Here is a 24,492-nt window from a genome sequence, read left to right as displayed (position 1 = left end):
ACGCCATGGATGGCTTTACCGCGCTGTACATCTTCGCGCTGGCCGCGTTCACCGGATACGAGGTGATTTCGCGCGTGCCGGTGATCCTGCATACCCCGCTGATGTCGGGGTCCAACTTCGTGCACGGTGTCGTGCTGATCGGCGCCATGGTCGCGCTCGGTCACGCCGACCCGGAAGACCCGGTGCAACTGGTGATCGGCTTCTTCGCCGTGTTCCTCGGTGCGGCCAATGCCGCCGGTGGCTACATCGTCACCGAACGCATGCTCGGCATGTTCAAGGCCGGCGGCCGCAAGGGGGGTGAGCAATGACGTCGAACTGGTTCGTGAGCATGGCGTACTTCATCGTCGCCGTGGTCTTCATCCTCGGCCTCAAGGCCATGGCCTCGCCGGTGACGGCGCGCAAGGGCATCGTGTGGGCGGGCTTCGCCATGGTCGGCGCGACCGTGGTGACCTTCTTCATGCCCGGCCTTAACAACGTTGGCCTGATGGTGCTGGCGATCGTGCTCGGCGGCGGTGCCGCCTGGTACAGCGGCAAGATCGTCAAGATGACCGACATGCCGCAGATGGTCGCCATCTACAACGGCATGGGCGGCGGCGCGGCGGCGGGCATCGCCGCGATCGAGCTGGTGCGTGGTGTGCAGCATGACGCCATCACCTCGACGCTGCTCGCCCTGGGCGCGATCATCGGTGCGGTCGCCTTCTCCGGCTCGTGCGTGGCCTTTGCCAAGCTGCAAGGCCTGATGAACAAGGCGATCCGCCTGCCGCAGCAGAACAACGTGAACTTCTTCCTGACCTTGCTGACCTTCGGCGTGGGCCTGACCGTGGCCTACTCCGATTCGCCTGGCGGTTTCGAGATCTTCCTGTTCTTCGTACTCGCGCTGGCGCTCGGCGTGGTGCTGGTGATGCCGATCGGCGGCGCCGACATGCCGGTGGTGATCTCGCTGCTGAACGCCTTCACCGGCCTGGCGGTGGGCTTCAAGGGCTTCGTGATCGGCAACCCGGCGCTGATCGTGGCCGGTATCGTGGTCGGCGCCTCGGGCATGCTGCTCACCCAGCTCATGGCCAAGGCGATGAACCGCCCGATCAGGAACATCATCTTCACCCCGCTCACCGGTGCGGCGGCCGAAGGCGGCGAGGCGGTCGAGGGCACAATGCGCGAACTGTCGTCGATGGACGCGGCAGCACTGATGCGCTACGGCCAGAAGGTCATCATCGTGCCGGGCTACGGCATGGCGGTGGCCGGCGCCCAGCACAAGGTGTGGGAGATGGCGCAGCTGCTCGAGGAGGGCGGCGTCGAGGTGGTGTTCGCGATCCATCCGGTCGCGGGCCGCATGCCGGGCCACATGAACGTGCTGCTGGCCGAGGCCGGCGTGCCCTACGACAAGATCTTCGACCTCGACGAGATCAACGCCGACTTCGCGCAGGCGGACGTGGCGCTGGTGATCGGCGCCAACGACGTGGTGAACCCGGTGGCGCGCACCGACAAGTCGAGCCCGATCTACGGCATGCCGATCCTGAATGCCGACATGGCGCAGAACGTCATCGTGGTCAAACGCGGCAAGGGTGCCGGCTACTCGGGTATCGAGAATGCGCTGTTCTACAAGGACAACTGCCGCATGCTCTACGGCAGCGCGCAGGAAGCCATCGGTGAAGTGATCCAGCACGTGAAGGCGCTGGAGGTCTGACGCGTTCTGCCCCGCCGTCAGTTTGCGGCGGGGTGCTCAAGTCTGACTGGCATCGGGCCGTTACCGGAACCATGTGTTCCCGGGAGCGGCCCGATGCGTTTCTTGCCTCTGTTGATGTCGATGATTCTGATGCTTGCCGCTGGGCAGGTACATGCCCAGGCCGACGGTGCTGCCGGCATCGATGACGCTGCCGTCGATGGGACTCCGGAGGGGGCAGAAACAGCGAATCAAGGCGCCAACGGGCGCGAGCCGCCCGAGTGGCGCAGCACCGCGGGCTACCCATTCCCGGCGCTGGCCGACACGGTGGCGCGCATGCAGAACGTGGCGCACGCCATGCGGCTGCGGGATTACTGCGCCGATCGCCGCGTGTCAGACGAATTCGTGCGTGCTCGCTTGCAGCGCTTCAGTCAGCTCACCGGGCGCGAGGAAACCTGCACCACGCTGCTCGACTACTGAGCGGCGCTGGCCAGGAAAGCGGCGAACTCTTCTGCGCGGAGCGGGCGGCCGAACAGCGGGCCCTGCTGCAGTTGGCAGCCGAGGGCGCAGAGGAAGGCTTGCTGTCCAGGGTCTTCGACGCCGCGGGCGTAGATCTCGAGCCCGAGCGTGGTCGCCAGGCTGCCCACGGCCTCGACGACGGCCTCGCTATCTTCGTCCTTGCCTACGCCGCGGACGAGGGCGGGGTCCAGTTTCAGGGCCTTCACCGGGTAGCGGCGCAAACGGGGTATCGAAGACAGGCCGCGCCCGAAGTCATCAACTGCAAGGCGGATACCGATCTCGCTCAGGCGGTCCAGGGTTGCGCTCAGCTCGGAGCCCTGTTCTTCCAGGATCTTCTCGTCGAGATCGAGTTCGAGCCGATCGGCGGACAGGCCGGTTGCGCGCAAGGTCACCGCAACGCGTTCGGCGAAGTCGCCGTGGATCAATTGCTCGAGACCGACGTTCACCGTGAGGCGCGGCGGCCTGCCCCCCGCGACCGCTGGCCAGTCATGGGCCAGTCGGCAAGCCGTACGCAGGACCCAGTCGCCCAGGCGAGCGAGCAGGACCGGGTCGCCGATCGCGCCGATGAAGCGTCGGAAGGGCAGCAGGCCGAGTTCGGGGTGCTGCCAGCGCAGCAGGGCTTCGCCTGCCTGGACGATGCCGGTACGTGCATCGACCAGGGGCTGGAAGTGCAGCAGCAACTGATGCTGCTCGAGCGCATCGCGCAGTCCGCTCTCCAGGTAGGCGTCATCGAATCCTGGGTCGTCGGCGAGGACGTCGTAATGCTGATGGTTGTTGCCGCCCAGTCGGCGTGCTTGCTGCAGGGCAAGCCTGGAGTGGCGGAGCAGGGTGTCGAGGTCGCGCCCGTCCTGCGGGAAGAGCGCGACCCCGGCGCTGGCGGTGAGTGCGAGACTGCAGACGCCAACGAGCAGGGGCTGTGCGACGCTGGCGACCAGTGCGCTGGCAACGCGCGCTGCCTGGCTCGGCAGGTCGATCTCGGGGAGCAGTACCAGGAAGCTGTCGCTGCGCTCGCGTGCGACGATCGCCGTCTGTCCTGCCGCTTCCTTCAGGCGATGTGCGAGATGCTGCAGGGCGGCATCGCCGATATGGTCGCCGTGTGCACGGTTGACGGCCTTGAAGCCGTCGATGTCGATGCGCACCAGCGCCATGGTGCCGTGCTGGGCCCGCACGCGGGCGGCGCTGTCGTCGAAGCGCGCTTCGAGCAGGCGTCGATTGGGCAGGCCGGTGAGCAGGTCGTGGCAGGCCAGGTACATGGCCCGGAAGTCGGCGCTGCCTTCGCTTGCCGCAGAGGCACTGCGTGTTGGCTGTATCGCCTTGCGGCTCCTGGATTCCACGGCTGCGCCGGGCTGCGCGGGCGCGCTCAGGATGATGGCGTGGATGCCCGGTCGCAGCCGGGGGGCCGCGATGAACTCGAGAACGCGCTCGCCACCGCCGGGCAGCGCGAAGGCGAGCGTGCCGCGCTTTTCGCCCTGGATGAGCACGCGTGCGCGTGCGGCCAGGAAGGCCTCTTCACTGGGAAACAGTTCGGCGAGCGGGCGGCCTGCAACCTGGCGATAGTCTCGCCCCAGCAGGGTGCAGGCGGCGCTGTTGGCATCGAGCACGACCTCATCGCCGGTAATGACGAGGCCTTCGTCGAGCAACTCGAGCAGGGCAAGGTAGACGCCGGTCTCGGCGCCCTCCGAGAGGTCGGGAACGAAACCTTCGGTCGTAGTGGGCAGGCCCGGTTTGGGGGGCGTGCCCGGGGGGCGTCCAGATGGATTCACGGGCGGCTTCAGCGTTGAGGTTTCCTGCCTTTACGGCACGACCTGCAGGATACTTGATGCTGTGTCCGAGCCGTGACCGGAAAAGGCCGCGCTGTGGGGGCTATTTTTTGCCCAAGCCGCCCAGGAGCACCGCGATCGGCCGTTTCGGCCGACGCAGCGGGTCGGTTTGGGGCGACGGCGTGAGTGCGGGCGCCGCGTCGCTGACGCCGGTGTTGACGCCGCTGGCGGGTTCGTAAGGCTTGCTGAAGTCGAAGCCGTCGGCGGCGACCGTCGAGCGTCCGCGTCGAGCCTGTTGGCGCGTGTCGTCGCGCCCGCGTTCGCGGTCGCCATCCCGGCGCTTGTCCGGCGTGCGCGAGCTGGCAGGTGTGCGCGCAGCTTCGTCGTCGGGGCGCGTGCCCGCCGCGCTGCGTCGGCCGCGTTGGCCGCGTGAGCCCGCCTCATGGAAGTCCGGGTCGGGATCGAAGCCGGGTACGATCTCCTGCGGGATCTGGAACTTGATCAGCTTCTCGATCTCGGCCAGCCAGTGCTTTTCTTCCGAGCTCACCAGGGAGATCGCATAGCCGTGGTGGCCAGCGCGGCCGGTGCGGCCGATGCGGTGCACGTAGTCCTCGGCGGTATGCGGGAGCTCGAAGTTGATGACGAAGGGCAACTCGTCGATGTCGATGCCACGTGCGGCGACGTCGGTGGCGACCAGCACGCGCAGCTTGCCCGACTTGAAGGCTTCCAGGGTCTCGGTACGCTGCTGCTGGCCCTTGTCGCCGTGGATGGCGTCGGCCGAGATGCCGGCGCGCTCGAGATAGTGGGCCAGGCGGCCGCACACCAGCTTGGTGTCGACGAAGACCAACGCCTGGGTGTCGGGCTTGTGGCGCAGAAGGTGGGCGAGCAGGTTGCGCTTCATGCCCGAGGACACCGGGTGCACCACGTGGGTGATGGTCTCGGAAACCATGTTGCGGCGCGCGACCTCGATCAGCTGCGGGTTCTTCAGCATCTGGTCGGCGAGCTTCTTGATCTCGTCCGAGAAGGTGGCCGAGAACAGCAGGCTCTGCCGTTGCGCGGGCAGCAGGGAGAGGATGCGCTTGATGTCGGGGATGAAGCCCATGTCCAGCATGCGGTCGGCTTCGTCGAGCACCAGCACCTCGACCTGCGAGAGGTTGATCGACTTCTGTTCGATATGGTCGAGGAGTCGCCCCGGGGTGGCGATGACGACCTCGATGCCACGGCGCAGCTCGGCCTGCTGAGGGCGGATGTCGACGCCGCCATAGACGCACACCGAGCGCAGCGGCAGATGCTTGCTGTAGGTCTTGACCGATTCGTAGACCTGCATCGCCAGCTCGCGGGTCGGGGCGAGGATGAGCGCGCGCGTCTGGTGGCGGGCAGGCGATGTGCTGGTGTTGGCGTGGCGGGCGATGCGGTGCAGCAGCGGCAGGGTGAAGCCGGCCGTCTTGCCGGTTCCCGTCTGGGCGCCGCCCATGACGTCGTGGCCAGCGATCACGATCGGGATGGCCTGGCGCTGGATGGGCGTGGGTTCGTTGTAGCCGGCGTCGGTGACGGCTTGCAGCAGTTCGGGAATGAGGCCGAGATCGGCGAAACTCATGGGCGCCTTTGCGGAGAGTGCAGCCCCGCTGCAAAGGTGCGCGCGACTGCCGGATTGGTAAAGGCCGGATTATACACGGCGCGAAAAATCGTTTACCGCACAGGGGCTTCGCGCCGAGGGTTATTGGATGATCGCCAGCGACGACCCGCTGCGCGCATCCCCCGCAGCAGGCGCGGCGCAAGCCCTGAGCCTTGCTTCATCCCGGGCCCGCCGCCGCCTATTTCCTCAGCATCAGGAAGGCGGTGACTTCCTCGCGGTCGTGGTAGAGGTGCTTGATGCGCAGATCGAACGGGCCGACGCTGTTGAGCCGCTTGCGGATGAGCTCGCGGCACTGTTCGACGGCCTCGACGCGGCGCTTCATCGGCAGCTTGAGGTTGAAGACGGCGTAGCGGCAGCGGCCGGTGGCGACCCACTCCGCCATCAGTGAGGCGATGCGGCTGGGCTGCTCGACCATGTCGCACACCAGCCAGTCCACAGGTCGGTGCGGGCGCCAGGTAAAGCCGTCGGCACGCAGGTGCTCGACCATCTCGGTTGCCATCACGGTGTCGCGCAGCGGCCCGTTGTCGATGGCGGTGACGCGCAGCCCGCGCTGTACGAGTTGCCAGGTCCAGCCCCCAGGGGCGGCGCCCAGGTCTACCGCGCGCTGGCCGGCGCGCAGCATGTTGTCGCGCTCGTTGTCGTCGAGCAGCACCATGAATGCTTCGGCCAGCTTCATGGTCGAGCGGCTGGGGGCGCTCGAGGGCATGCGCAGGCGCGGGATGCCCATCGGCCAGGTCGAGCACTGGCCGGGCTGGCCGGCACCGAGCCAGGCGGTGGTGGCGTCCGAGAACAGCACATGGAGCACCGGCAGGCCGGCGCGGCTGGTGCGCAGGCAGCCGGCCTTCTCGAGGGCCTTGGCGAGCGGTTCGGTAAAACGCTTGCAGAAGCCGGAGCGCTGCTTGGCCTCGTCGGTGTCCGGGGTTTCCAGCATGACGCCGGAGAAACGCTGGCCCGAGGCCTTGACCGCATCGACGATCGGGGTGGCGCGGTCGCGCTCGGGCAGGCCTTCGACGCGTGCAAACCAGGGCAGCAGCTGACGGGCGAAGGTGGCGCGTTGCCAGTCGGTAGCGTTACCGAAGTTGCCGAGCGGCGTCGGCTCGAAGGTTTCGTATACGACGAAACCGGAATTGGGCTCGGCGCGCACGTAGCCGATGAGTCCGGCCTCGGCGGCGAGGTCGTCTAGCTCGGCTGCCAGCTCCTTTTCGAAGCCGGCGCGGCAATAGCCGATGAGGCCGGCGCAGAGCAGGCCGGCGGCGGGGGTGTGCTGGTTCATTGGGCGAGGGCGCGCAGGCGCTGAAGTATGATGGGGCCCGAAGCTTGCATGCCGGGGCGGGGCGCAGCGTGGGCCGAGATCCCGATGATAAGCCGCCGCGGCCTCGGTGGCGAGCCCGCCGCCTTTGGTCGTGTAGCAACGGGTTTGGAAACGACAGGAGAACATGAAGATGCGCGAGATGGTTTACCGGCCCTTGGGCGACAATGGAACGCGGGTGTCGGCGATCTGCCTGGGTACGATGACCTTCGGCGAGCAGAACAGCGAGGCCGAGGCGCATGAGCAGCTCGACTATGCCGTGGCGCACGGGATCAACTTCATCGATGTGGCCGAGATGTATCCGGTGCCGGCGCGCGCCGAAACCAGCGGTGCAAGCGAATCGATCGTCGGCAGCTGGCTGGCACGCCAGGCGCGCGAAAAGCTGGTGATCGCGACCAAGGTGGCTGGGCCGGCGCGCAGCGTGGACTGGATCCGCGGCGGCCCGCTCGCACTTGATCGCGCGAACATCCGCGCAGCGGTGGAGGGGAGTCTGCGTCGCCTGCGCACGGACTATATCGACCTCTATCAGCTGCATTGGCCCGCGCGCAATCAGCCTCTGTTCGGGCAGGGCTTGTTCGATCCGGCGCGCGAGCGTGAGAGCACGCCCATCCGCAGCCAGCTCGAGGTGCTCGCCGAGCTGGTCGCGGAGGGCAAGGTGCGCCAGGTTGGCCTGTCGAACGAGTCGCCGTGGGGGGTGATGGAGTTCCTGCGCCATGCGCGTGAGTTCGATCTGCCGCGCGTGGTGAGCTTGCAGAACGCCTACAGTCTGCTCAATCGCACGTATGAGTTCGGACTCAGCGAGATTGGCTTCCGGGAACGGGTGGGCTTGCTCGCATACTCGCCGCTGGCGTTCGGTCACTTGTCCGGCAAGTACCTCCAGGATCCGGCGGCACGCGGACGCTTGACCCTGTTCGAGAGCTTCGGCGCACGTTATGCAAAGCCCGGCGTGGGCGGCGCCGTGCAGGCCTATGCCCGCCTGGCGGGCGAATACGGCTTGAGCCTGACCCAGCTCGCGCTCGCCTTCGTCTACACGCGCTGGTGCGTCACCAGCACCATCATCGGCGCCACTACCCTGTCACAGCTGCAGGAGAACGTTGCCGCCTGGGATCTCGCCCTGCCGCCGGAGGTGCTGGCCAAGGTCGAGACACTGCATGCGGTGCATGGCAGTCCTGCGCCCTGAGTGTCGAGCCGCGAGACGCGTGCCTGCGTCCAGCGGCCTCAGCGCGTGGCCGGTGCCTGTGCGGGGGGCTGAGCGGGGCTGCCTGCCGCCGGGGATGCCGTGGCTGCGGACGGATCGGTTGCCGCGGGCGTGCCTGGCAGGGTCGGGAGCTGGGTGAGTTGGGCCGGCACGACCTCGAGCTTGCGTTCCAGCATGTAGTCGTTCATGTCGCGCCAGCCGGCAAACACCGCGGCCTTGTCGGCCGACGGGTTGAGTGTGTAGCAGTCCTCCAGTGAGCGGCCGGAATGTCGGCAGCCACTGCCAATGGCGCGTCCTTCCGCTTCCATCCGTGCCGCATCGCGCTCCGGGTTGGGCAGTTCGAGCAGTTCGGCGATCTGATCGCATCCCGTCGCAAGCGGCAGCAACGCGAGCAGCGCAAGGGTGGGCAGGAGCTTGGGCAGGGTGCGACGGTGCATGGTCGGGGCGATCGGAGTGGGCTGCAGGGTAGGGCGTTGAGTGCTTATCGGCAGGCGCGTCGGATACTTGATGCCGGCCCCGCATGTTACATCCGGGGGCACCCGCTTGACGCGCTGGCAACACTATAATCCGCGTGCTTGCGGGCCGTCGGTCCGGGCTTCTCGTCCTGTGTGTCAAGTATATGTATATGAAGCGTTTTCGTGGTTCATTCGGCCCTCTGGCCGCCAGCCTTTTCGTCACCTTCGCGTGCGCGCTTCCGGCGCAGGCCGCGGCCCCTCTGCAAGTGGAGCTTCATCATCGCCTGCCCGAGAGCCGGGTCGGCGCGCTGGCCGACCTGGTCGAGCGCTTCAATGCCCAGTCCAAGGACGTGCGGGTCGTGCTCAGCGACGTCGATTGGCGTGCCGGCAATCCGCACATGATGATTCTCGAAGGCGATGACGAGGAGGAGTTCGTCTCCGGCAAGCCGCGCTTCAAGCCCTTGCATGCGCTCATGCGCGAGAGCGGCGTGGCGCTGCAGGCCGTGCGCCCGCCGGCGATGATGACGCGTACGCCTGTCGATGCCCAGGGGCGTCTGCTGGCCTTGCCGATCGGACTGTCCACGCCGGTGCTCTTCCTCAACCGTGATGCCTTGCGGCGCGCTGGCATGAACCCCGAGACGACGGCCATCTCCACCTGGTTCGACCTTCAGGAGACACTGGGGCGCCTGGCCGATGCCGGCCATGCCTGCCCCTACACCGTGTCGGAGCCGGGCCGGGTGATGGTGGAGAATCTCAGTGCGTGGCACAACGAGCCCGTGGCCGCAATGCGTGACAAGCGCGTCGTGCCCAGTTTCAACGGCATGTTCCAGGTCAAGCATGTGGCGATGATGGCGAGCTGGACGCGTGCCCGCTATCTGCATGTGTTCGATCAGCAGGCAGAGTCCGAGCGCCGCTTTGCCAGTGGCGACTGCGCGGTGATTGCCGCCCCCTCGGCAAGCTGGGTGGACTTCCGGCGCAGTGGTCAGGTCGATGTCGGTGTCGTCCGTCTGCCGTATTACGACGACTTCCCCGGTGCGCCGCAGAACACCGTTGCCGACGGCCCTGCTCTGTGGGTCTCGGCGGGCAAGAAGCCGACCGAATACAAGGCGGTCGCACGCTTCGTGGCCTTCTGGCTGCAGCCTGAGAACCAGGTCGCGTGGCAGCGCGAGACGGGCTATCTGCCGCTCAATCGTGCCGGCCTGCTGGCGTCGACGAGCGAACTGCTCGGTGATGACCTCGACAACGTCCGCGTTGCGGTCGAGCAGCTCACCAACAAGCCGGCAACGCCGCAGTCTTCCGCTCAGCCTGCGGTCGAGCGCAGCAAGGTGCGTCGTATCCTCGACGAGGAACTGGCCGGTGTGTGGGCGGACGAGAAGGCCGCCAAGGAGGCGCTCGATAACGCCGTCATGCGGGCGCAGGGCGGCCAGTAGCGCTTGTGGATATTGCCTGCGGGTACGGGCACTTGCGACCAGCCGGAAGCAGGTTTCGCTCCCGGCTGGTCGGCTTGACGCCGCGCGCGCGCGGCGCCTAACATCCCGCTTTTTTCGCGAGCGTGTCCGCCTTGTCCGTCAAGCAGCTATTCGCGCCGATCGCCGCCGACATGCAGGCAGTCGACGCCGTCATTCGCGATCGTCTCTACTCCGATGTCGTCCTGATCCGTCAGGTGGCGGAGTACATCATCCACAGCGGCGGCAAGCGCTTGCGTCCGGCACTGGTCCTGTTCACCGCGGGCGCCATGGGTTACAAGGGCACGCAGCACCATGAGCTTGCTGCGGTGGTTGAGTTCATTCATACCGCGACCTTGCTGCATGATGACGTTGTCGACGAGTCCGACCTGCGGCGTGGCAACAAGACGGCCAATGCGATGTTCGGCAATGCGGCCTCGGTGCTTGTGGGCGACTTCCTCTACTCGCGCGCCTTTCAGATGATGGTCGGGGTGGACAACATGCGCGTGATGCGCGTGCTGGCCGATGCGACCAACGTGATTGCCGAAGGCGAGGTGTTGCAGCTCCTGAACTGTAACAACGCAGATGTCGTCATCGACGATTATCTGCGCGTGATCCGCTACAAGACCGCCAAACTGTTCGAAGCTGCTGCGCGCCTCGGCGGCATCCTGGGGGGCGCCGACAGCGCCCTCGAGGAACGTCTTGCCGCCTTTGGCATGCATCTGGGAACGGCTTTCCAGCTCATCGACGATGTGCTCGACTACTCGGCCGACGAAGTCGACACCGGCAAGCATCTGGGCGACGATCTCGCCGAGGGCAAGCCGACCCTGCCGCTCATTCACGTCATGCAGAAGGGCAGTCCCGAGCAGGCCGCGCTGGTCCGCAGTGCGATCGAGAATGGCGGTCGCGATGACTTTGCTGCCGTGCTGGCGGCAATCAAGGACACCTGTGCGCTGGAAGAGACGCGTCGTCACGCTGCGGCAGAGGCGCAACTGGCCATAGACGCAATATCGACTCTTCCCCCTTCCATTTTCAAGGATGCGCTGCTACAATTATCGGACTTTGCAGTTAGGCGAAATCACTGATATATTAGTGGGCTTCGCAAGGCAGCGAGTGAAAGTGTCGGGGAATAGCTCAGCCTGGTAGAGCACTGCGTTCGGGACGCAGGGGCCGGAGGTTCGAATCCTCTTTCCCCGACCAAGTATTCCCGAAAGCGCCCAAGTGATTCAGTCACTTGGGCGCTTTTTATTTCTGGCGGCCATTCTTGTGGTTTCGGCTGCCCCAGTTATCGACTCGCGCGAGGCGTCGGACAGACGCTTGGCCTGGCCCGCGCGCGCAGACGTCGGGCGGCGCCGACCGTTCGTACTCCGTTTTCGGCCGGTCGGGCGCTCATGCACACACCGCTTCACGCTCGGGCTTTATCATTCCATAAAGCCTTCATAGATGCGTTCATGTCCTCACGCCCCAATCCCGCTTTTGCCAGGCTCGCTGCGGCACTTGCCTGTGCGCTCGTCCCGGGCGCGTCGGCGCTCGCAGTCGAAGCGGCGGTCGTCCGCCTGCTCCCGCTTTCGCTCGAAGAGCTGATCAATACGCCGGTGGTCACCGCCTCGCGGCGAAGCGAGGCGCGCGATCACACGCCAGCGCACATCATGGTGATCACGCGCGCGCAGATTCGCGAGCGCCGCTATCGCAACCTTGCCGACCTGCTCGAAGACTTGCCTGGCGTGGACTTCATGCGCGGCACCAAGTCGTCGACCTTCAACAACTTCAGCGTGCAGGGCTACAACAGCAATAACAAGCTGCTGATCATGCTCGATGGTGTGCGCATCGATCATCCTGCCGGCGGCAAGATCCCCGTGGCGGAGAATTTCGCCCTCTACCAGGCACGTCAGGTGGAGGTCCTGTACGGGCCTGCGGCGGCGCTCTACGGTGCGGACGCAGTGGCAGGTGTGATCAACATCATCACGGACCGTCCGGCAGACGCCTCGGCAAGCTGGGTGTTGGTGGGCGCAGGGCGCTTCGACAGCAAGGAGGCGAGTTTCCTTGCCTCGGCACGGGCCGGCGACCAGCTTGCCCTGACGGTAGGGGGGCATCGCCAGTCCAGCGACAGGGCGCCGCTCGACAAGTACTACCCCGCGGAGTTCGCGCGCAAGGATGCCAGGGCGTTCGGTGGGGCGCTGGTCACCCCGGCTGCAGAGCGCGAGGGCTACGCGGGCGATATTTCGAGTCACAGTGTGTTCGCACGGGTCGATGTCGGCGACACGCTCTCGGTGGGCCATTACCGCAATTTCTTCCGTCAACTCACCAGTACGGGGGACCGGCCCGATACTGCGCTCTTCCTCCGCGATGCGCGCTGGGATACCCTGAGCGAGACGACGCATGCCCGCTTGCGCTTTCAGCCTGCGCCCGACATCCGGGCCGAAATGTTGATCGACCATTCGGAGCAGGAGATCGATCCGCGCTCGAAGTACGTCAATATCTACACCGGCTTCATGGACAAGGGCTACGTGTATGCGCGTTCGCGCCGTACCGGCATCGAGCAGACAATCGATTGGCAGGTTTCCGAGCGCCATGGTGTCCAGGCCGGAGTCGGCTACAACGATTATCGTGCGCTTATGACGCCAGACCTGCCGCGTCCCTACGACCGCGGCCGGGGAGCTGAGGAGCAGGGGCTGGTCTACCCGAATACCGATCTGCGCATCCGCATCGGTGAAGCGCGCTACCACAACGCTCACGGTTACGCCCAGATCCAGTCTGACTGGAACGACGCCTGGACGACGATGGTCGGTGTGCGCTACGACGATCATTCCGCTTACGGCAGCAGCGTGAATCCTCGCCTGGGCGTGGTGTGGCGGGCCAATGAGCGTCACATCTTCAAGGCGCTGGCTGGCGAGGCATTCCGGGCGCCGTCGCCCGAGGAGTCGCTCGGTACCTTCGGCTCATTTACGGGCGCCCGGGATGCAGAGGGGCGCTATATTGGTGTTGGTTTCCGCGTACCCAATGACAGCATCGAGCCCGAAGTTGCGCGCACGTACAGCGTGACCTGGGACTGGCGCGTGCGTCCCGATCTCAACCTGGTCACCAACGTCTATCACAGCCGCATCCGCAACCTCGTGGTGACGCAGAAGCAGGCCGTGCCGACGCAGTTCATCGATGGTGCAGTGCTGAGCGACACGACCGTCAAAGGCAATGCTGGAGAGGAGGTGCATCACGGCATCGACTGGATCGCACACTGGCGCTTCGGCCTCGGCGCTGACTGGGACGGCGAGCTCTGGGGCAGCTTCAGCTGGGTGGATGGCCACATCCGCGAGACCGATGGCGGGCCGCGACGCGAGCTGAGCTATGTTGCCCCGCGCAAGGTCAAGCTCGGAGCGACTTTCCGCCATCGCGACCGGTTGACGATCACGCCGCGCCTGCGCTGGGTCGATGACACCAGCACCGGTCGCAACAACCCGCTGCGCGAGGGCGATCGCATCAGGACCGACGGCTATGTGGTCGCCAGCCTGCATGTCGGATGGCATCAACTGCTCGACGGTCGGGCCAGTCTCTGGCTCGACGTGGACAACGTGTTCGATCGCCGCTATGGCGCAGCCCATGGTTCGGCCAGTACGACCTTCGTGAGCATGCCGCAGCCGCCCCGGTCCTGGATGGCCACGCTCGAGTACCGCTTCTAGGGTGCGTAAGCAGATGCCTTTCCGGGTTCGTGCCGTGCTGCTTGCAGCGCTGCTGTCGTGCGTGACGGCTGCATTGCCTGCGCGCGCGCAGACGCCTGCGGCTGCGCCCGAACAAGCGCTCAAGGCCGTGCTGTTCTACAAGCTGCCGCTGTTCACCTACCGTGCGCCGGGGGTGAGGCACGATACGGTGCTGCTGTGCCATCTCGGCCGCAGTCCGCTCGAGCAAACGCTGGTCAGCCTGGCCGAGGCGCCGGTCGAGGGGCTGGCGAGCAAGCTAAGACTGCTGCGCTCGACGCATGAGGCGAGGGACTGCAACTTCATCTTCATCGCCCGCTCCGAAGCCGATCGCGTGGCAGCAGTGCTCGCCGAGCTGAACCGCCCTGGACTGGTCACGGTGTCCGACATCCCGGGCTTCGCGCGCTCGGGCGGCATGGTGGAGTTGGGCGTGCGCGAGCGGCGCGAGGGACTGTCCATCATCATCAACCGGGTTGCCTCACGCAAGGCTGGGGTGGAGTTCATGGCACAGCTGCTGCGCCTGGCGGAGGTCATCGATGAGTGAGCACCTGCCTGGCTGGCAGCGCCTGGCGCTGGCCTGGCTGCCGCAGACGCTGCGCGGGCGCCTGCTGGTGCTGGGCTCGCTGTCGTTGATCCTCGCTGCCAGCCTCGTGCTCGTGCTGATGAGCCTGCAGCAGCAGCGCTTGCTGCGCAGCGAGTGGGCCGCTTCGCTGTCGGCGCAGGCCGAACTGATCGCCACCAACACCGTGGCGGCCGTCTCCTTCGGCGACGCCGTCGAGGCCGAGCGGCTGTTGTCCGCGCTGGCCAACAGCCGCTTCGTGTTCGAGGCGCGTGTCGTGCTTGCGGATGGCCGTAACTTCGCGCGCTATGCCGATGACACGCACGAGTATCCCGCCGACGACTTCGTGCCGGCCTTGCGTCCCACCCCAGCGGGGCATGTCTTTCACGACCGGGTGATTGCCGCCTGGGCGCCGATTCTCGAAGGCCAGCGTGTCGTGGCACGGGTCGAGCTGCTGGGCTCGTTGAAGCAGATCGAGGCCTTGTCCGCGCGCGCCCTGCGCGATTCGCTGGCGGTGTTGCTGCTGGTCCTCGCCGTCTCGGTGACACTGACCTGGCGGGTCTTGCATCGCCTGCTCGTGCCGGTGGCGGAGCTCGGGGCGCTGATGCGGCGGCTGGCAGCCGACACCCGGCTGAGCGAGCGCGTACGCCCGGACGGCGGTACCGAGATTGCCGACCTTGGGCGTGGTTTCAATACGTTGATCGATACCATCCAGGCGCGCGATGCCGAACTCGAGCAGTACCGTGGCAATCTCGAGCGCCTGGTCGACGCACGGACGCGAGCGCTCGAGCGCGCAATCGCAGATGCGCGCGAGGCCAATCGCAGCAAGTCGGCCTTCCTTGCGCGCATGAGCCATGAGATCCGTACGCCGATGAACGCCATCGTCGGCCTCGGGCGCTTGCTGCAGCGCAGTCCCTTGTCGCGCCCGCAGCGCGATCAGATCGACAAATTGCTCGCGTCCTCGCAAAGCTTGCTCGGTGTCATCGACGATGTGCTCGACTATTCGCGCATCGAGGCCGGCAAGCTCACCCTGGAGCGGATCCCCTTCGACCTCGGCGAGGTCTGCCAGCGCGCCCTTGGGGTCGTTGCCCTGCGGGCGGAGGAGAAGGGCGTCGAACTCATCCACCGCGTTGGCGCCGAGGTCCCACGCCGGGTCATCGGCGACCCCTTGCGCCTTGGGCAGGTCCTGATCAATCTGCTCGGCAACGCCATCAAGTTCACTGCCGAAGGTGAGGTCGTGCTCGAGGTCGGGCTCGTGGCACAGGAAGGCAGGCCTCCCTTGATCCGCTTCGTGGTTCGCGACACCGGCATCGGCATCGATCCCGAGCAACGCGAGCGCCTGTTCGACCCCTTCTCGCAGGTCGACGACTCGATGACACGCCGGTTCGGTGGCACCGGTCTGGGCCTGTCGATCTGTGTCCAGCTGGTACGGATGATGGAGGGCACGATAGCGCTCGACAGCGAACCCGGCCAGGGGGCTGCGTTCAGTGTCGAGCTGCCCCTGGCCGCGGTGGCGGGTGCGAGCGGGCACGGGCGTGCCAACCAGCCTTTCGGGCGTGCCCTCGTGATCGATGACAATGCCACCGCCGCCGCTGTACTCGTCGAACTGCTGCAGCGCAACGGTATCGAGGCCGAGGCTTGTGTGGAAGGCGAGGCCGGCCTGGCGCTGTTGCAGAGCGCGGCAACGGGGCCGCGCGCGTTCGATCTCATCGTCGCCGACTGGCAGATGCCAGGCATGGACGGGTTGCAGCTGGCCGAGCGCATGCAGGCGCTCGCGCTTCCCGGGGCGCGCCCGGCCTTCGTGCTTGCGATCACCCTGGGCACCTACGAGGCGGTCGCTCCGCGGCTGATCAAGTGTGGCGTTGATGCCGTCCTGGTCAAGCCCGCGACCGCGGAGGGGCTGCTGGATGCACTTGCCGAGGCCGCGCAACCGCGTGCGGTGGGCAGTGCCCGGCGCGAGGCCGGCGTGCTGCACGAGGTGGCAGCCCTCGAGGCGGTGCGCGGTGCGCGTATCCTGGTGGTCGATGACCTCCCGCTCAACCGCGAGGTGGCGCGCGAGTTCCTTTCCATCGCCGGACTCGAGGTCGAAGAGGCCGCAAACGGCCGCGAAGCGCTTGACCGGTTGGCGCGCGAAGGCATCGATCTGGTCCTGATGGACATCCAGATGCCCGTGCTCGATGGCCTGGAGACGACCCGGCTGATCCGCAGCGATGCACGCCTGCGCGCGCTGCCGGTCATCGCCATGACCGCGCATGCCATGAGCGGCAGTCGCGAGCAGAGTCTCGGTGCGGGCATGAATGACCATCTCACCAAGCCGATCGACCCTGATGCCCTCTATGCCGTATTGCTCAAGTGGGTGACCCCGCGCAGCCCGGCTCCGGGCCTTGTCCCTGCGCTCCAGCAGCCGACGAGCGAGACGCCGCTGCCCGCGCTCGATGGTGTCGACACCGTGCGCGGACTGGCCAACCATATGGGACGGATGGGGCTGTACCGCAGGATCCTCGAGGGCTTCAGGCTCCAGTTCGGCGATGCCGCATCGAGTCTGGCCGACGCGGTCGAGCGCCAGGATCTCGAGCAGGCCCGCCGGTTTGCGCATTCGCTCAAGTCGGCAGCGGCTACGATCGGCGCCTCGCAGGTGTCCATGCACGCGCGCGAGCTCGAGCAACAGCTACAGCGCGGACAGTGGCCGGGCGAGGCGGCACGGGCCGCGCTGCAGGCGGCGCTGGATACCGTACTGCGTGGGCTGGCCCGCCTGCAGGCAGACGCCGGGGCGCATGTCCAGCCGCCGGCTGCACCGCCGACGCTGCAGCACCTGCTTGCGACTGCCGCCCGGCTCGATGAACGTCTGGCGCGGCACGATGCTGCAGCCGAGACCCTGGTCGGCGAGCTGGCCGACGCATTGCGCGGTAGCGCGTACGAAGCACGCCTGGCAGACCTGCGCGAACTCGTCGAGGATGTCGAGTACGAGCGTGCACGTGCGCTGCTCGATGCGCTTCGTCCCGAATTCGAACGGATACCATCATGACCACCGAATTCACCGTCCTCATCGTCGATGACGAGAAGCACAACCGCAACCTGCTGACCGAGCTTCTTGGCGAGGACTATCGGCTGATCCTCGCCAAGAACGGCGAGCAAGCCCTGGAGCGCGCGCGTGCCCACCTGCCCGATCTGATCCTGCTCGACGTCCTGATGCCGGGCATGGACGGTTATGCGGTCCTGCGCCAGCTCAAGCACGACGATGCCACGCGTGACATTCCGGTCATCTTCATAACCGCACTGGACTCGACCATCGATGAGGAGAAAGGACTGGAGCTGGGCGCCGTGGACTACATCGCCAAGCCCTTCCATCCACCGATCGTGCGCGTTCGCGTGCGCAACCACCTGCAATCCGTGCATCAGCGCCGTCTGCTCGAGCAACTGGCCATGCTCGACAGCCTCACCGGCATTCCGAACCGCCGTCGCTTCAACGAGGTATTCGAGCTCGAGTGGCGGCGCTGCCTGCGTGCGCAAGAGCCGATCTCGCTGGTCGTCATCGACATCGACCACTTCAAGCGCTTCAATGACGACTTCGGTCACACCGAGGGCGACGAGGTGCTGCGCCGTATTGCGCTGACGCTGCAGCGTGCCCTGCGCCGGCCGGCGGATTTCGTCTGTCGCTATGGTGGCGAGGAGTTCGTCATCCTGCTGCCGGGGATTGCCATGGAAGGCGCGCAGGCACTTGCCGAGTCGGCGCGCTGTGACGTCGAGGCGCAGCATGTGCCGGCACCGGGCGGGCTGCAACTCCCGCTTACGGTCAGCATGGGCGGCGCCACCACGCTGCCCGGGCGGATCGAACCGGACCATGGCTTGTTCGCTGCAGCCGACGCCGCGCTCTACGAAGCCAAGCGTGCCGGCCGCAACCGGGTCGTGTGGTCGGCGCCCGTGGTCGCGGGCGGGGCAGCAGATATGCCGACGGATGCCGATACGGCCTGACGAGGCTTCAACCAAACCCTATATCGAGGACGGACATGCAATTGAACGACACTGGCCTGCTGCGTGCGCAGGCATATATCGATGGCCAATGGCTGGCCGCCGACGACGGCGGCAGCTTCGACGTCACCAATCCCGCTGATGGCAGTCGCGTCGGCAGCGTGCCTGACATGGGTGCGGCCGAAACCCGTCGCGCCATTGCTGCTGCCGATGCGGCGCTCCCGGCCTGGCGCGCGCGTACGGCGAAGGAACGCGCTGCCATCCTGCGGCGCTGGTACGAGCTCATACTCGCCAATCAGGAAGACCTTGCCGTGCTCATGAGCACCGAGCAGGGCAAGCCGCTGGCCGAGGCGCGCGGCGAAGTCGTCTACGGCGCCTCGTTCATCGAGTGGTTTGCCGAGGAAGGCAAGCGCATCTATGGCGACGTGATTCCATCCCATGGTGCTGACAAGCGCATTGTCGTCGTCAAGCAGGCGATCGGCGTGGTGGCGGCGATCACGCCGTGGAACTTCCCGATCGCGATGATCACGCGCAAGGCCGGCCCCGCCCTTGCCGCCGGCTGCACGATGGTGATCAAGCCGGCCGAAGATACCCCGCTGTGCGCGCTCGCGCTCGCCGTGCTGGCCGAGCGTGCCGGCCTGCCAGCGGGGGTGCTCAACATCGTCACCACCAACCGTGCGCCCGAGGTCGGCGGCGAACTCACAGCCAACCCGGTGGTGCGCAAGCTGTCCTTCACGGGTTCGACCGCGGTCGGCAAGCTGCTGATGCGCCAGTGCGCGGGCACGGTGAAGAAGGTGGCGCTGGAACTGGGGGGCAACGCGCCCTTCATCGTCTTCGACGACGCCGACCTCGACGCCGCCGTAGCGGGGGCCATGGCGTCCAAGTACCGCAACGCGGGCCAGACCTGCGTGTGCGCCAACCGCCTGCTGGTGCAGGACGGCATCTACGACGCCTTTGCCGCCAAGCTCGCCGAGGCGGTGGCCAGGCTCAAGGTCGGCCCGGGCCTGTCTGGCGAGGTGCAGCAAGGGCCGCTGATCAATGCCGATGCCGTCGCCAAGGTGGAGGAACTGCTCGCGGACGCCGTAGACAAGGGCGCGCAGGTGCTGTGCGGTGGCAAGCGCCACGCCCTGGGTGGCAACTTCTACGAGCCCACCATCGTCACCGGCGTGACCGCGCAGATGCGCGTCGCGCGCGAGGAGATCTTCGGCCCGGTGGCGCCGCTGTTCCGCTTCCATAGCGAGGAGGAGGCCGTGCGCATGGCCAACGACACCGAGTTCGGCCTTGCCGCCTATTTCTACGCCCGCGACATCGCGCGCGTGTGGCGGGTGGCCGAGGCGCTCGAGTACGGCATCGTCGGCATCAACGAAGGCATCATCTCGACCGAGGTTGCGCCCTTCGGCGGCGTCAAGGAATCCGGCATCGGCCGCGAAGGCTCGCGCTACGGCATCGACGACTTCGTCGAGATCAAGTACCTGTGCATGGGCGGCATTCGCTGAACGCCGCCGGGCTCAGCCTGCGGGGGCCTCCACCAGGCTGAGCAGCCGATGCACCGCGCGGTGCGTCGGTACGGCCGCGCCCTGGCGTGCGGCCAGTTCGATCAGCACGCCGGTGATCGCGTCGAGTTCGGTCGGCCTGCCGGCGAGCACATCCTGCAGCATGCTCGCGCGGTTGGTGGCGGTGGCCTGTGCGACTGCCCGCACTCGTGCGTGAGCTGCAGCTTCGTCCAGCGCCAGGCCTTCGGCGCACAACACCGGCCAGGCCTCGGCAACCAACGCATCGAGCCAGAGCCGGTAAGGGGCTTCGAGCAGCTCGCCGTTGCGTACCCGGAACAAGGCGGCAAGCGGGTTGATGGCGAGGTTGACGAGCAGCTTGGTCAGCCGTGCGGGGACGATGTCGTCCTCGACGCGAGCGTCCAGCCCCGCCCGCGCCAGCATGGACGCCAGCGCCTCGAAGCCGGGCGGCACCAGCACCTCGCCGTCGCCTGATGGCGTCACCCCGCTCGCGTCGCGAAACGCCCCCGTTGTGGTGATGCCCTGCGCGACCCGCGGCAGCGGGCAGTGAGCCTGCAGCACCGGCTCGACCAGTCCGTTCTGCAAGGACAGCACCCCCAGGGGCTGCATGCGCGCAGCGCTGCGTGCAGCTGCGGCCGTGTCCCAGGTCTTGACCAGCACGATCACCCAGTCAGCCTGCGGCGCCTCTTCAGGCGCCCACGCCTCGGGCTGGAAGAGCGTATCGCCTACGCGCACCCCCTGGCGCAGTCTGGCGGCTGCAGCGCGGTCGCGTGCGACCACTGCCACGCGCAGCGTGCGCGCAATGCGTGCCGCAAAGCTGAGCCCGAGCGCGCCGGCTCCGATGATGGCAACGGGATAGCGGGCAGGGTAAGGAATGGTTTGCGAGCTGGGAGAGGCGGCAGCGGCGATCAAGGGCTGGAACGTCGTCATCGAGGACTGGCATCAGGGCGTGGAGTGGGCGCGCGCATGCAGTCGTAAGAGACCGTATGCATGCGAATGCGATTTTATCCGCAGCCGCGCATTTCTGTTCCGAAGTTTCGTTTCGGATCAAGGGGGTACATCGTTTCTGTGGAGCATCTGGAACAGAGGGGGCGAACACCTATGACCTGAAACCCCTTGTCTGGCGCGACTTGTCGCGGCATGGCACAGCGATTGCACTTGCCCGCACCAGGCCGGTGCCTTGCCCCGGCCCTGCAGTGCAAACGACAAGATCACCACTCTCGAGGAGGAAACAATGGATAACACGACGACGCGCAAGGGCCTGCGTGCCACCGGAGGCAAGCGCCTGAGCCTGCTGACCGGGGCCTTGCTGGCGCTTGGCATGGGGCCGGCCCATGCGGTGAGTTTTTCGCAGGGCGATGCCACGCTCGACATCAACGGCACCATCAACGGCTTCTACTCGCACCGCAGCGCAGAGTCGGGCGGGGTCAAGACCACCAACTCGGCGCTCACCAACGGCCTGCTGCCGGGCTGGATCAACTTCGTGTTCACCACCAAGGTCGACGGGCTCGACATCAAGGCCCATGTCGGCTTCGCGCCGGGCATCAACGACAAGTCCGACGTCGTCGGCCTGCCGAGCGATCCGGGGTGTGGCGGGGCTACGGGCTGCGACAGCCCCTTCACCCAGATCGACACCCGTAACCTGTACTTCCAGTTCGGCAATGCCGAGTGGGGCACGATCAAGTTCGGCCGCGACATCGGACTGTTCGGGCAGAAGATCATCCTCTCCGACATGACCTTGCTCGGCCTCGGCGGCAACAGCTACGCCTCGACGCCCTTCAACACCACCTTCGGCATGATCGGCCACGGCTACATGTACACCGGCTTCCAGCCGCAGATCACCTACACCACGCCGACCAAGGGCGGGTTGTCGGCCTCGTTCGGGATCTTCGATCCCAACAAGTTCGCCGGCAGCGAGACCAAGGACCCTGGCTTCCAGGCCATGGCGAACTATGACTGGGAGGCGGGCACGGCGAAGGGCTCGGTCTGGCTGGGTGCAGTCCACCAGCGCACCAGCGGCACCGGCAGCTTCAACGCCAGCGGCTTCGAACTGGGGGCGAAGGTCGGCATTGGCGCCTTCGAGGCCGTGGCCTATGGCTTCGATGCCAGCGGTCTGGGCCTGTCCACCGTCGGTGCCATGTACTTCTCGCCGTTTGCCAAGACCGATGGTAAGGGCTACTTCCTGCAGGGCACCTACACCGTCGGCAAGACCAAGTTCGGCCTCAACTTCGGCGAGAACCGCGACCGTGGCGGACTGCTTGCCGACACCAACAAGTTCCGCTCGGCCACCGTGGGCGTTTACCACAGCCTGAACAAGTACATCACGCTCGTGGGCGAATACAACCAGGAGAAAGGCGAGGGCAGCGACATCTTCCCGGGCGATCTGAAGACGCGGACGATCTCCCTGGGCGGCATCCTGTTCTTCTGAGCGCTGTATCGGACTGCTCCATAAGTTGCCCGCATTTATGGAGCACTTGGAGCGGTCCGGGCAATATTAGTCGCACATCATGAACACATAAAAACCTTAACGACCGCTCAAGCTGCTGATTTTATTGGATTTTAAGAGCTGGCACGAGGCCTGCTTAGTATCACTCGAGGCAACCCGCCCGCACACGTTCAAGATTGAGGAGACCATACCATGCTGTATGCACTGCCCGGCCAAGCCGACGCCAAGGTTCAATTCAAGTCCCGTTACGACAACTTCATCGGCGGCAAGTGGGTGGCTCCGGTCAAGGGACAGTATTTCGACGTGGTTACCCCGGTCACCGGTCAGAAGTACACCCAGGCGGCCCGCTCCACCGCCGAGGACATCGAACTCGCGCTCGACGCCGCGCACGCCGCCTTCCCGAAGTGGGGCAAGGCCGACGCTACCACCCGCTCCAACATCCTGCTCAAGATCGCCGACCGCCTCGAAGCCAACCTCGAACTGCTCGCCTATGCCGAGACCGTCGATAACGGCAAGCCGATCCGCGAGACGCTCAACGCCGACATCCCGCTCGCGGTTGACCACTTCCGCTACTTCGCAGGCTGCCTGCGTTCGCAGGAAGGCGGTATCTCGGAGATCGACGAGAACACCATGGCCTACCACATCCACGAGCCGCTGGGCGTGGTCGGCCAGATCATCCCGTGGAACTTCCCCATCCTGATGGCGGCGTGGAAGCTGGCGCCGGCGCTGGGTGCGGGCAACTGCGTGGTGCTCAAGCCGGCCGAATCGACCCCGATCTCGATCCTGGTGCTGATGGAGCTGATCGCCGACCTGCTGCCGCCGGGCGTGCTCAACATCGTCAATGGCTACGGCCGCGAGGCCGGCATGCCGCTCGCCACCAGCAAGCGCATCGCCAAGATCGCCTTCACCGGCTCGACCTCCACCGGCCGCGTGATCGCCCAGGCCGCCGCCAACAACCTGATCCCGGCCACGCTCGAGTTGGGCGGCAAGTCGCCCAATGTCTTCTTCGCCGACGTCATGGACAAGGACGACGCCTTCCTCGACAAGGCGATCGAGGGCCTGGTGCTGTTCGCCTTCAACCAGGGCGAGGTGTGCACCTGCCCGAGCCGCGCGCTGATTCAGGAGTCGATCTACGACCGCTTCATGGAGCGTGCGCTCAAGCGTGTCGCCGCCATCAAGCAGGGCAGCCCGCTCGATACCGACACCATGATGGGCGCGCAGGCTTCTGCCGAGCAGATGAGCAAGATCCAGTCGTACCTGCAGCTTGGCAAGGAAGAAGGCGCCCAGGTGCTGATCGGCGGCGAGCGCGCTCAACTCGGTGGCGACCTGGCCGACGGCTACTACATCCAGCCCACGCTGTTCAAGGGCCACAACAAGATGCGCATCTTCCAGGAAGAGATCTTCGGGCCGGTGCTCGCGGTGACCACCTTCAAGGACGAGGCCGAAGCGCTCGAGATCGCCAACGATACCCTGTATGGCCTGGGCGCTGGCGTGTGGAGCCGTAACGGCAACGTGGCCTATCGCATGGGGCGGGCCATCCAGGCCGGTCGCGTGTGGACCAACTGCTACCACGCCTACCCGGCGCACGCGGCCTTCGGCGGCTACAAGGAGTCGGGCATCGGCCGCGAGACGCACAAGGTCATGCTCGACCACTACCAGCAGACCAAGAACCTGCTGGTGAGCTACAGCGAGAACAAGCTCGGCTTCTTCTGATCTGCTCCGTGTTTCTCCCTCTGCCCGTTCTTTGCGGGTGACTTGCCGGGGGCGGGTGACCGCCCCCGTTTTTTTTCATGCCGGAGGCACACGACATGGTCGAACGCGTCATTGCCACCCCTGCGACGCTCGAGTTGATCGAGCGGCTCAAGGCCGAGTATGGCCCGGAACTGATGTTCCACCAGTCCGGCGGTTGCTGCGACAACAGCGCTGCCAACTGCTATCTGCCCACGGACCTCACCATCGGGCCCTACGATGTCCATCTGGGGGACATCGGCGGTGTGCCCTTCTACATCAGCGCCTCGCAATACGAATACTGGAAGCACACGCAGTTGATCATCGACGTGGTCGACGGCCATGGCGGCACGTTTTCACTCGAGGGCAACACTGGCAAGGCTTTCCATACCCGATCGAGACTGTTTACCGACGAGGAGTTTGCCGAAGTCCAGGCGGAGGACCGCAGGCTCGGGCGCTAGGAGCAGCCCGCCGTACGGGCAGTGAGCCGCCTGCAGGTATTTTTCTTGCTTTAGTCCTTCTCTGAAGCGGGGTGCGCCAAGGTGGCACAATCCGGCTCGAATGATCATCGTCGGGGTCCGCAAGCGCGTCTGCTACAGGCGCCGTAG

19 protein-coding genes and 1 tRNA gene are annotated in these 24,492 nt (G+C 66.2%); 15 read left to right on the top strand and 5 right to left on the bottom strand.

Going from position 1 to position 24,492, the window contains the following annotated elements:
• Nucleotides 1-5: 5 nt before the first annotated feature.
• From C662_RS08775 to C662_RS08765, 3 genes are all read left to right on the top strand, one after another.
• Nucleotides 6-308: an NAD(P) transhydrogenase subunit alpha gene (locus C662_RS08775; RefSeq protein ID WP_002927570.1), complete on the top strand. Its 303-nt coding sequence runs from the start codon at nucleotides 6-8 to the stop codon at nucleotides 306-308.
• A complete protein-coding gene (locus C662_RS08770; protein WP_002927565.1) occupies nucleotides 305-1,684 on the top strand; it encodes an NAD(P)(+) transhydrogenase (Re/Si-specific) subunit beta in 1,380 nt (459 codons plus the stop codon). The genes C662_RS08775 and C662_RS08770 overlap by 4 nt, the downstream gene beginning before the upstream one ends.
• 93 nt (nucleotides 1,685-1,777) lie before the next feature.
• Nucleotides 1,778-2,140 (top strand): hypothetical protein, encoded by a 363-nt coding sequence (locus C662_RS08765; protein WP_002927559.1) that lies wholly within the window; start codon nucleotides 1,778-1,780, stop codon nucleotides 2,138-2,140.
• Here the strand turns inward: C662_RS08765 and C662_RS08760 are convergent.
• The 3 genes from C662_RS08760 to rlmM form a co-directional block, all read right to left on the bottom strand.
• On the bottom strand, nucleotides 2,134-3,942 hold the full coding sequence (locus tag C662_RS08760) for a putative bifunctional diguanylate cyclase/phosphodiesterase (protein ID WP_002927556.1): 1,809 nt from the start codon (nucleotides 3,940-3,942) through the stop codon (nucleotides 2,134-2,136). The genes C662_RS08765 and C662_RS08760 overlap by 7 nt on opposite strands.
• Nucleotides 3,943-4,042: 100 nt before the next feature.
• The gene (locus C662_RS08755) at nucleotides 4,043-5,536 is read right to left on the bottom strand and encodes a DEAD/DEAH box helicase (RefSeq protein ID WP_002927552.1); all 1,494 of its coding nucleotides are present in this window, start codon (nucleotides 5,534-5,536) and stop codon (nucleotides 4,043-4,045) included.
• A gap of 217 nt (nucleotides 5,537-5,753) precedes the next feature.
• A complete protein-coding gene (gene rlmM / locus C662_RS08750; protein ID WP_002927551.1) occupies nucleotides 5,754-6,848 on the bottom strand; it encodes a 23S rRNA (cytidine(2498)-2'-O)-methyltransferase RlmM in 1,095 nt (364 codons plus the stop codon).
• A gap of 178 nt (nucleotides 6,849-7,026) precedes the next feature.
• Between rlmM and C662_RS08745 the strand changes: the two genes are divergently transcribed.
• Nucleotides 7,027-8,064 carry an aldo/keto reductase gene (locus C662_RS08745; RefSeq protein ID WP_002927550.1) on the top strand — a complete coding sequence of 346 codons (1,038 nt, stop codon included), beginning with the start codon at nucleotides 7,027-7,029 and terminating at the stop codon, nucleotides 8,062-8,064.
• 38 nt (nucleotides 8,065-8,102) lie between these two features.
• Here the strand turns inward: C662_RS08745 and C662_RS08740 are convergent, their stop codons facing one another.
• Nucleotides 8,103-8,519, bottom strand: coding sequence for a hypothetical protein (locus C662_RS08740; protein ID WP_002927549.1), 417 nt, complete (start codon nucleotides 8,517-8,519; stop codon nucleotides 8,103-8,105).
• 188 nt (nucleotides 8,520-8,707) lie between these two features.
• On the opposite strand from C662_RS08740, the gene C662_RS08735 reads away from it, so the two are divergent.
• The 8 genes from C662_RS08735 (at nucleotide 8,708) to gabD (ending at nucleotide 19,695) form a co-directional block, all read left to right on the top strand.
• The gene (locus tag C662_RS08735) at nucleotides 8,708-9,967 is read left to right on the top strand and encodes an extracellular solute-binding protein (RefSeq protein ID WP_002927548.1); all 1,260 of its coding nucleotides are present in this window, start codon (nucleotides 8,708-8,710) and stop codon (nucleotides 9,965-9,967) included.
• Nucleotides 9,968-10,098: 131 nt separating this feature from the next.
• Nucleotides 10,099-11,067: an octaprenyl diphosphate synthase gene (gene ispB, locus C662_RS08730; protein WP_002927547.1), complete on the top strand. Its 969-nt coding sequence runs from the start codon at nucleotides 10,099-10,101 to the stop codon at nucleotides 11,065-11,067.
• Nucleotides 11,068-11,105: 38 nt separating this feature from the next.
• Nucleotides 11,106-11,182 (top strand) — tRNA-Pro (locus tag C662_RS08725).
• Nucleotides 11,183-11,433: 251 nt separating this feature from the next.
• The gene (locus C662_RS08720) at nucleotides 11,434-13,656 is read left to right on the top strand and encodes a TonB-dependent receptor plug domain-containing protein (protein ID WP_002927546.1); all 2,223 of its coding nucleotides are present in this window, start codon (nucleotides 11,434-11,436) and stop codon (nucleotides 13,654-13,656) included.
• A 13-nt stretch (nucleotides 13,657-13,669) separates the two neighbouring features.
• A complete protein-coding gene (locus C662_RS08715) occupies nucleotides 13,670-14,215 on the top strand; it encodes a YfiR family protein (protein ID WP_037984350.1) in 546 nt (181 codons plus the stop codon).
• Entirely contained in the window at nucleotides 14,208-17,255 is a 3,048-nt protein-coding gene (locus tag C662_RS08710) for a hybrid sensor histidine kinase/response regulator (RefSeq protein WP_002927543.1), read from the top strand. Before C662_RS08715 ends, C662_RS08710 begins: the two co-directional genes overlap by 8 nt.
• On the top strand, nucleotides 17,252-18,202 hold the full coding sequence (locus C662_RS08705; RefSeq protein ID WP_002927541.1) for a diguanylate cyclase: 951 nt from the start codon (nucleotides 17,252-17,254) through the stop codon (nucleotides 18,200-18,202). The genes C662_RS08710 and C662_RS08705 overlap by 4 nt, the downstream gene beginning before the upstream one ends.
• Before the next feature lie 35 nt (nucleotides 18,203-18,237).
• Nucleotides 18,238-19,695, top strand: a complete 1,458-nt coding sequence (gabD, locus tag C662_RS08700) for an NADP-dependent succinate-semialdehyde dehydrogenase (RefSeq protein WP_002927539.1) — start codon at nucleotides 18,238-18,240, stop codon at nucleotides 19,693-19,695.
• A gap of 12 nt (nucleotides 19,696-19,707) precedes the next feature.
• On the opposite strand, the gene C662_RS08695 is transcribed toward gabD, so the two are convergent.
• Nucleotides 19,708-20,640, bottom strand: a complete 933-nt coding sequence (locus C662_RS08695; protein ID WP_002927536.1) for a ketopantoate reductase family protein — start codon at nucleotides 20,638-20,640, stop codon at nucleotides 19,708-19,710.
• Nucleotides 20,641-20,944: 304 nt separating this feature from the next.
• Between C662_RS08695 and C662_RS08690 the strand changes: the two genes are divergently transcribed.
• The 3 genes from C662_RS08690 to C662_RS08680 all read left to right on the top strand — a co-directional run bounded on the left by C662_RS08690 (nucleotide 20,945) and on the right by C662_RS08680 (nucleotide 24,345).
• Complete coding sequence (locus C662_RS08690) at nucleotides 20,945-22,138, top strand: porin (protein ID WP_002927529.1); 1,194 nt, start codon at nucleotides 20,945-20,947, stop codon at nucleotides 22,136-22,138.
• A 210-nt stretch (nucleotides 22,139-22,348) separates the two neighbouring features.
• The gene (gene adh, locus C662_RS08685; RefSeq protein ID WP_002927522.1) at nucleotides 22,349-23,869 is read left to right on the top strand and encodes an aldehyde dehydrogenase; all 1,521 of its coding nucleotides are present in this window, start codon (nucleotides 22,349-22,351) and stop codon (nucleotides 23,867-23,869) included.
• A gap of 95 nt (nucleotides 23,870-23,964) precedes the next feature.
• Entirely contained in the window at nucleotides 23,965-24,345 is a 381-nt protein-coding gene (locus C662_RS08680; protein ID WP_002927521.1) for a DUF779 domain-containing protein, read from the top strand.
• Nucleotides 24,346-24,492 lie beyond the last annotated feature (147 nt).

Origin of the sequence: Thauera sp. 28 (assembly GCF_000310145.2) — a bacterium.
Lineage (GTDB): Bacteria > Pseudomonadota > Gammaproteobacteria > Burkholderiales > Rhodocyclaceae > Thauera > Thauera mechernichensis.
Note: the sequence above shows the minus strand (reverse complement) of the source record. Positions and strands in the feature narration are given on the sequence as shown.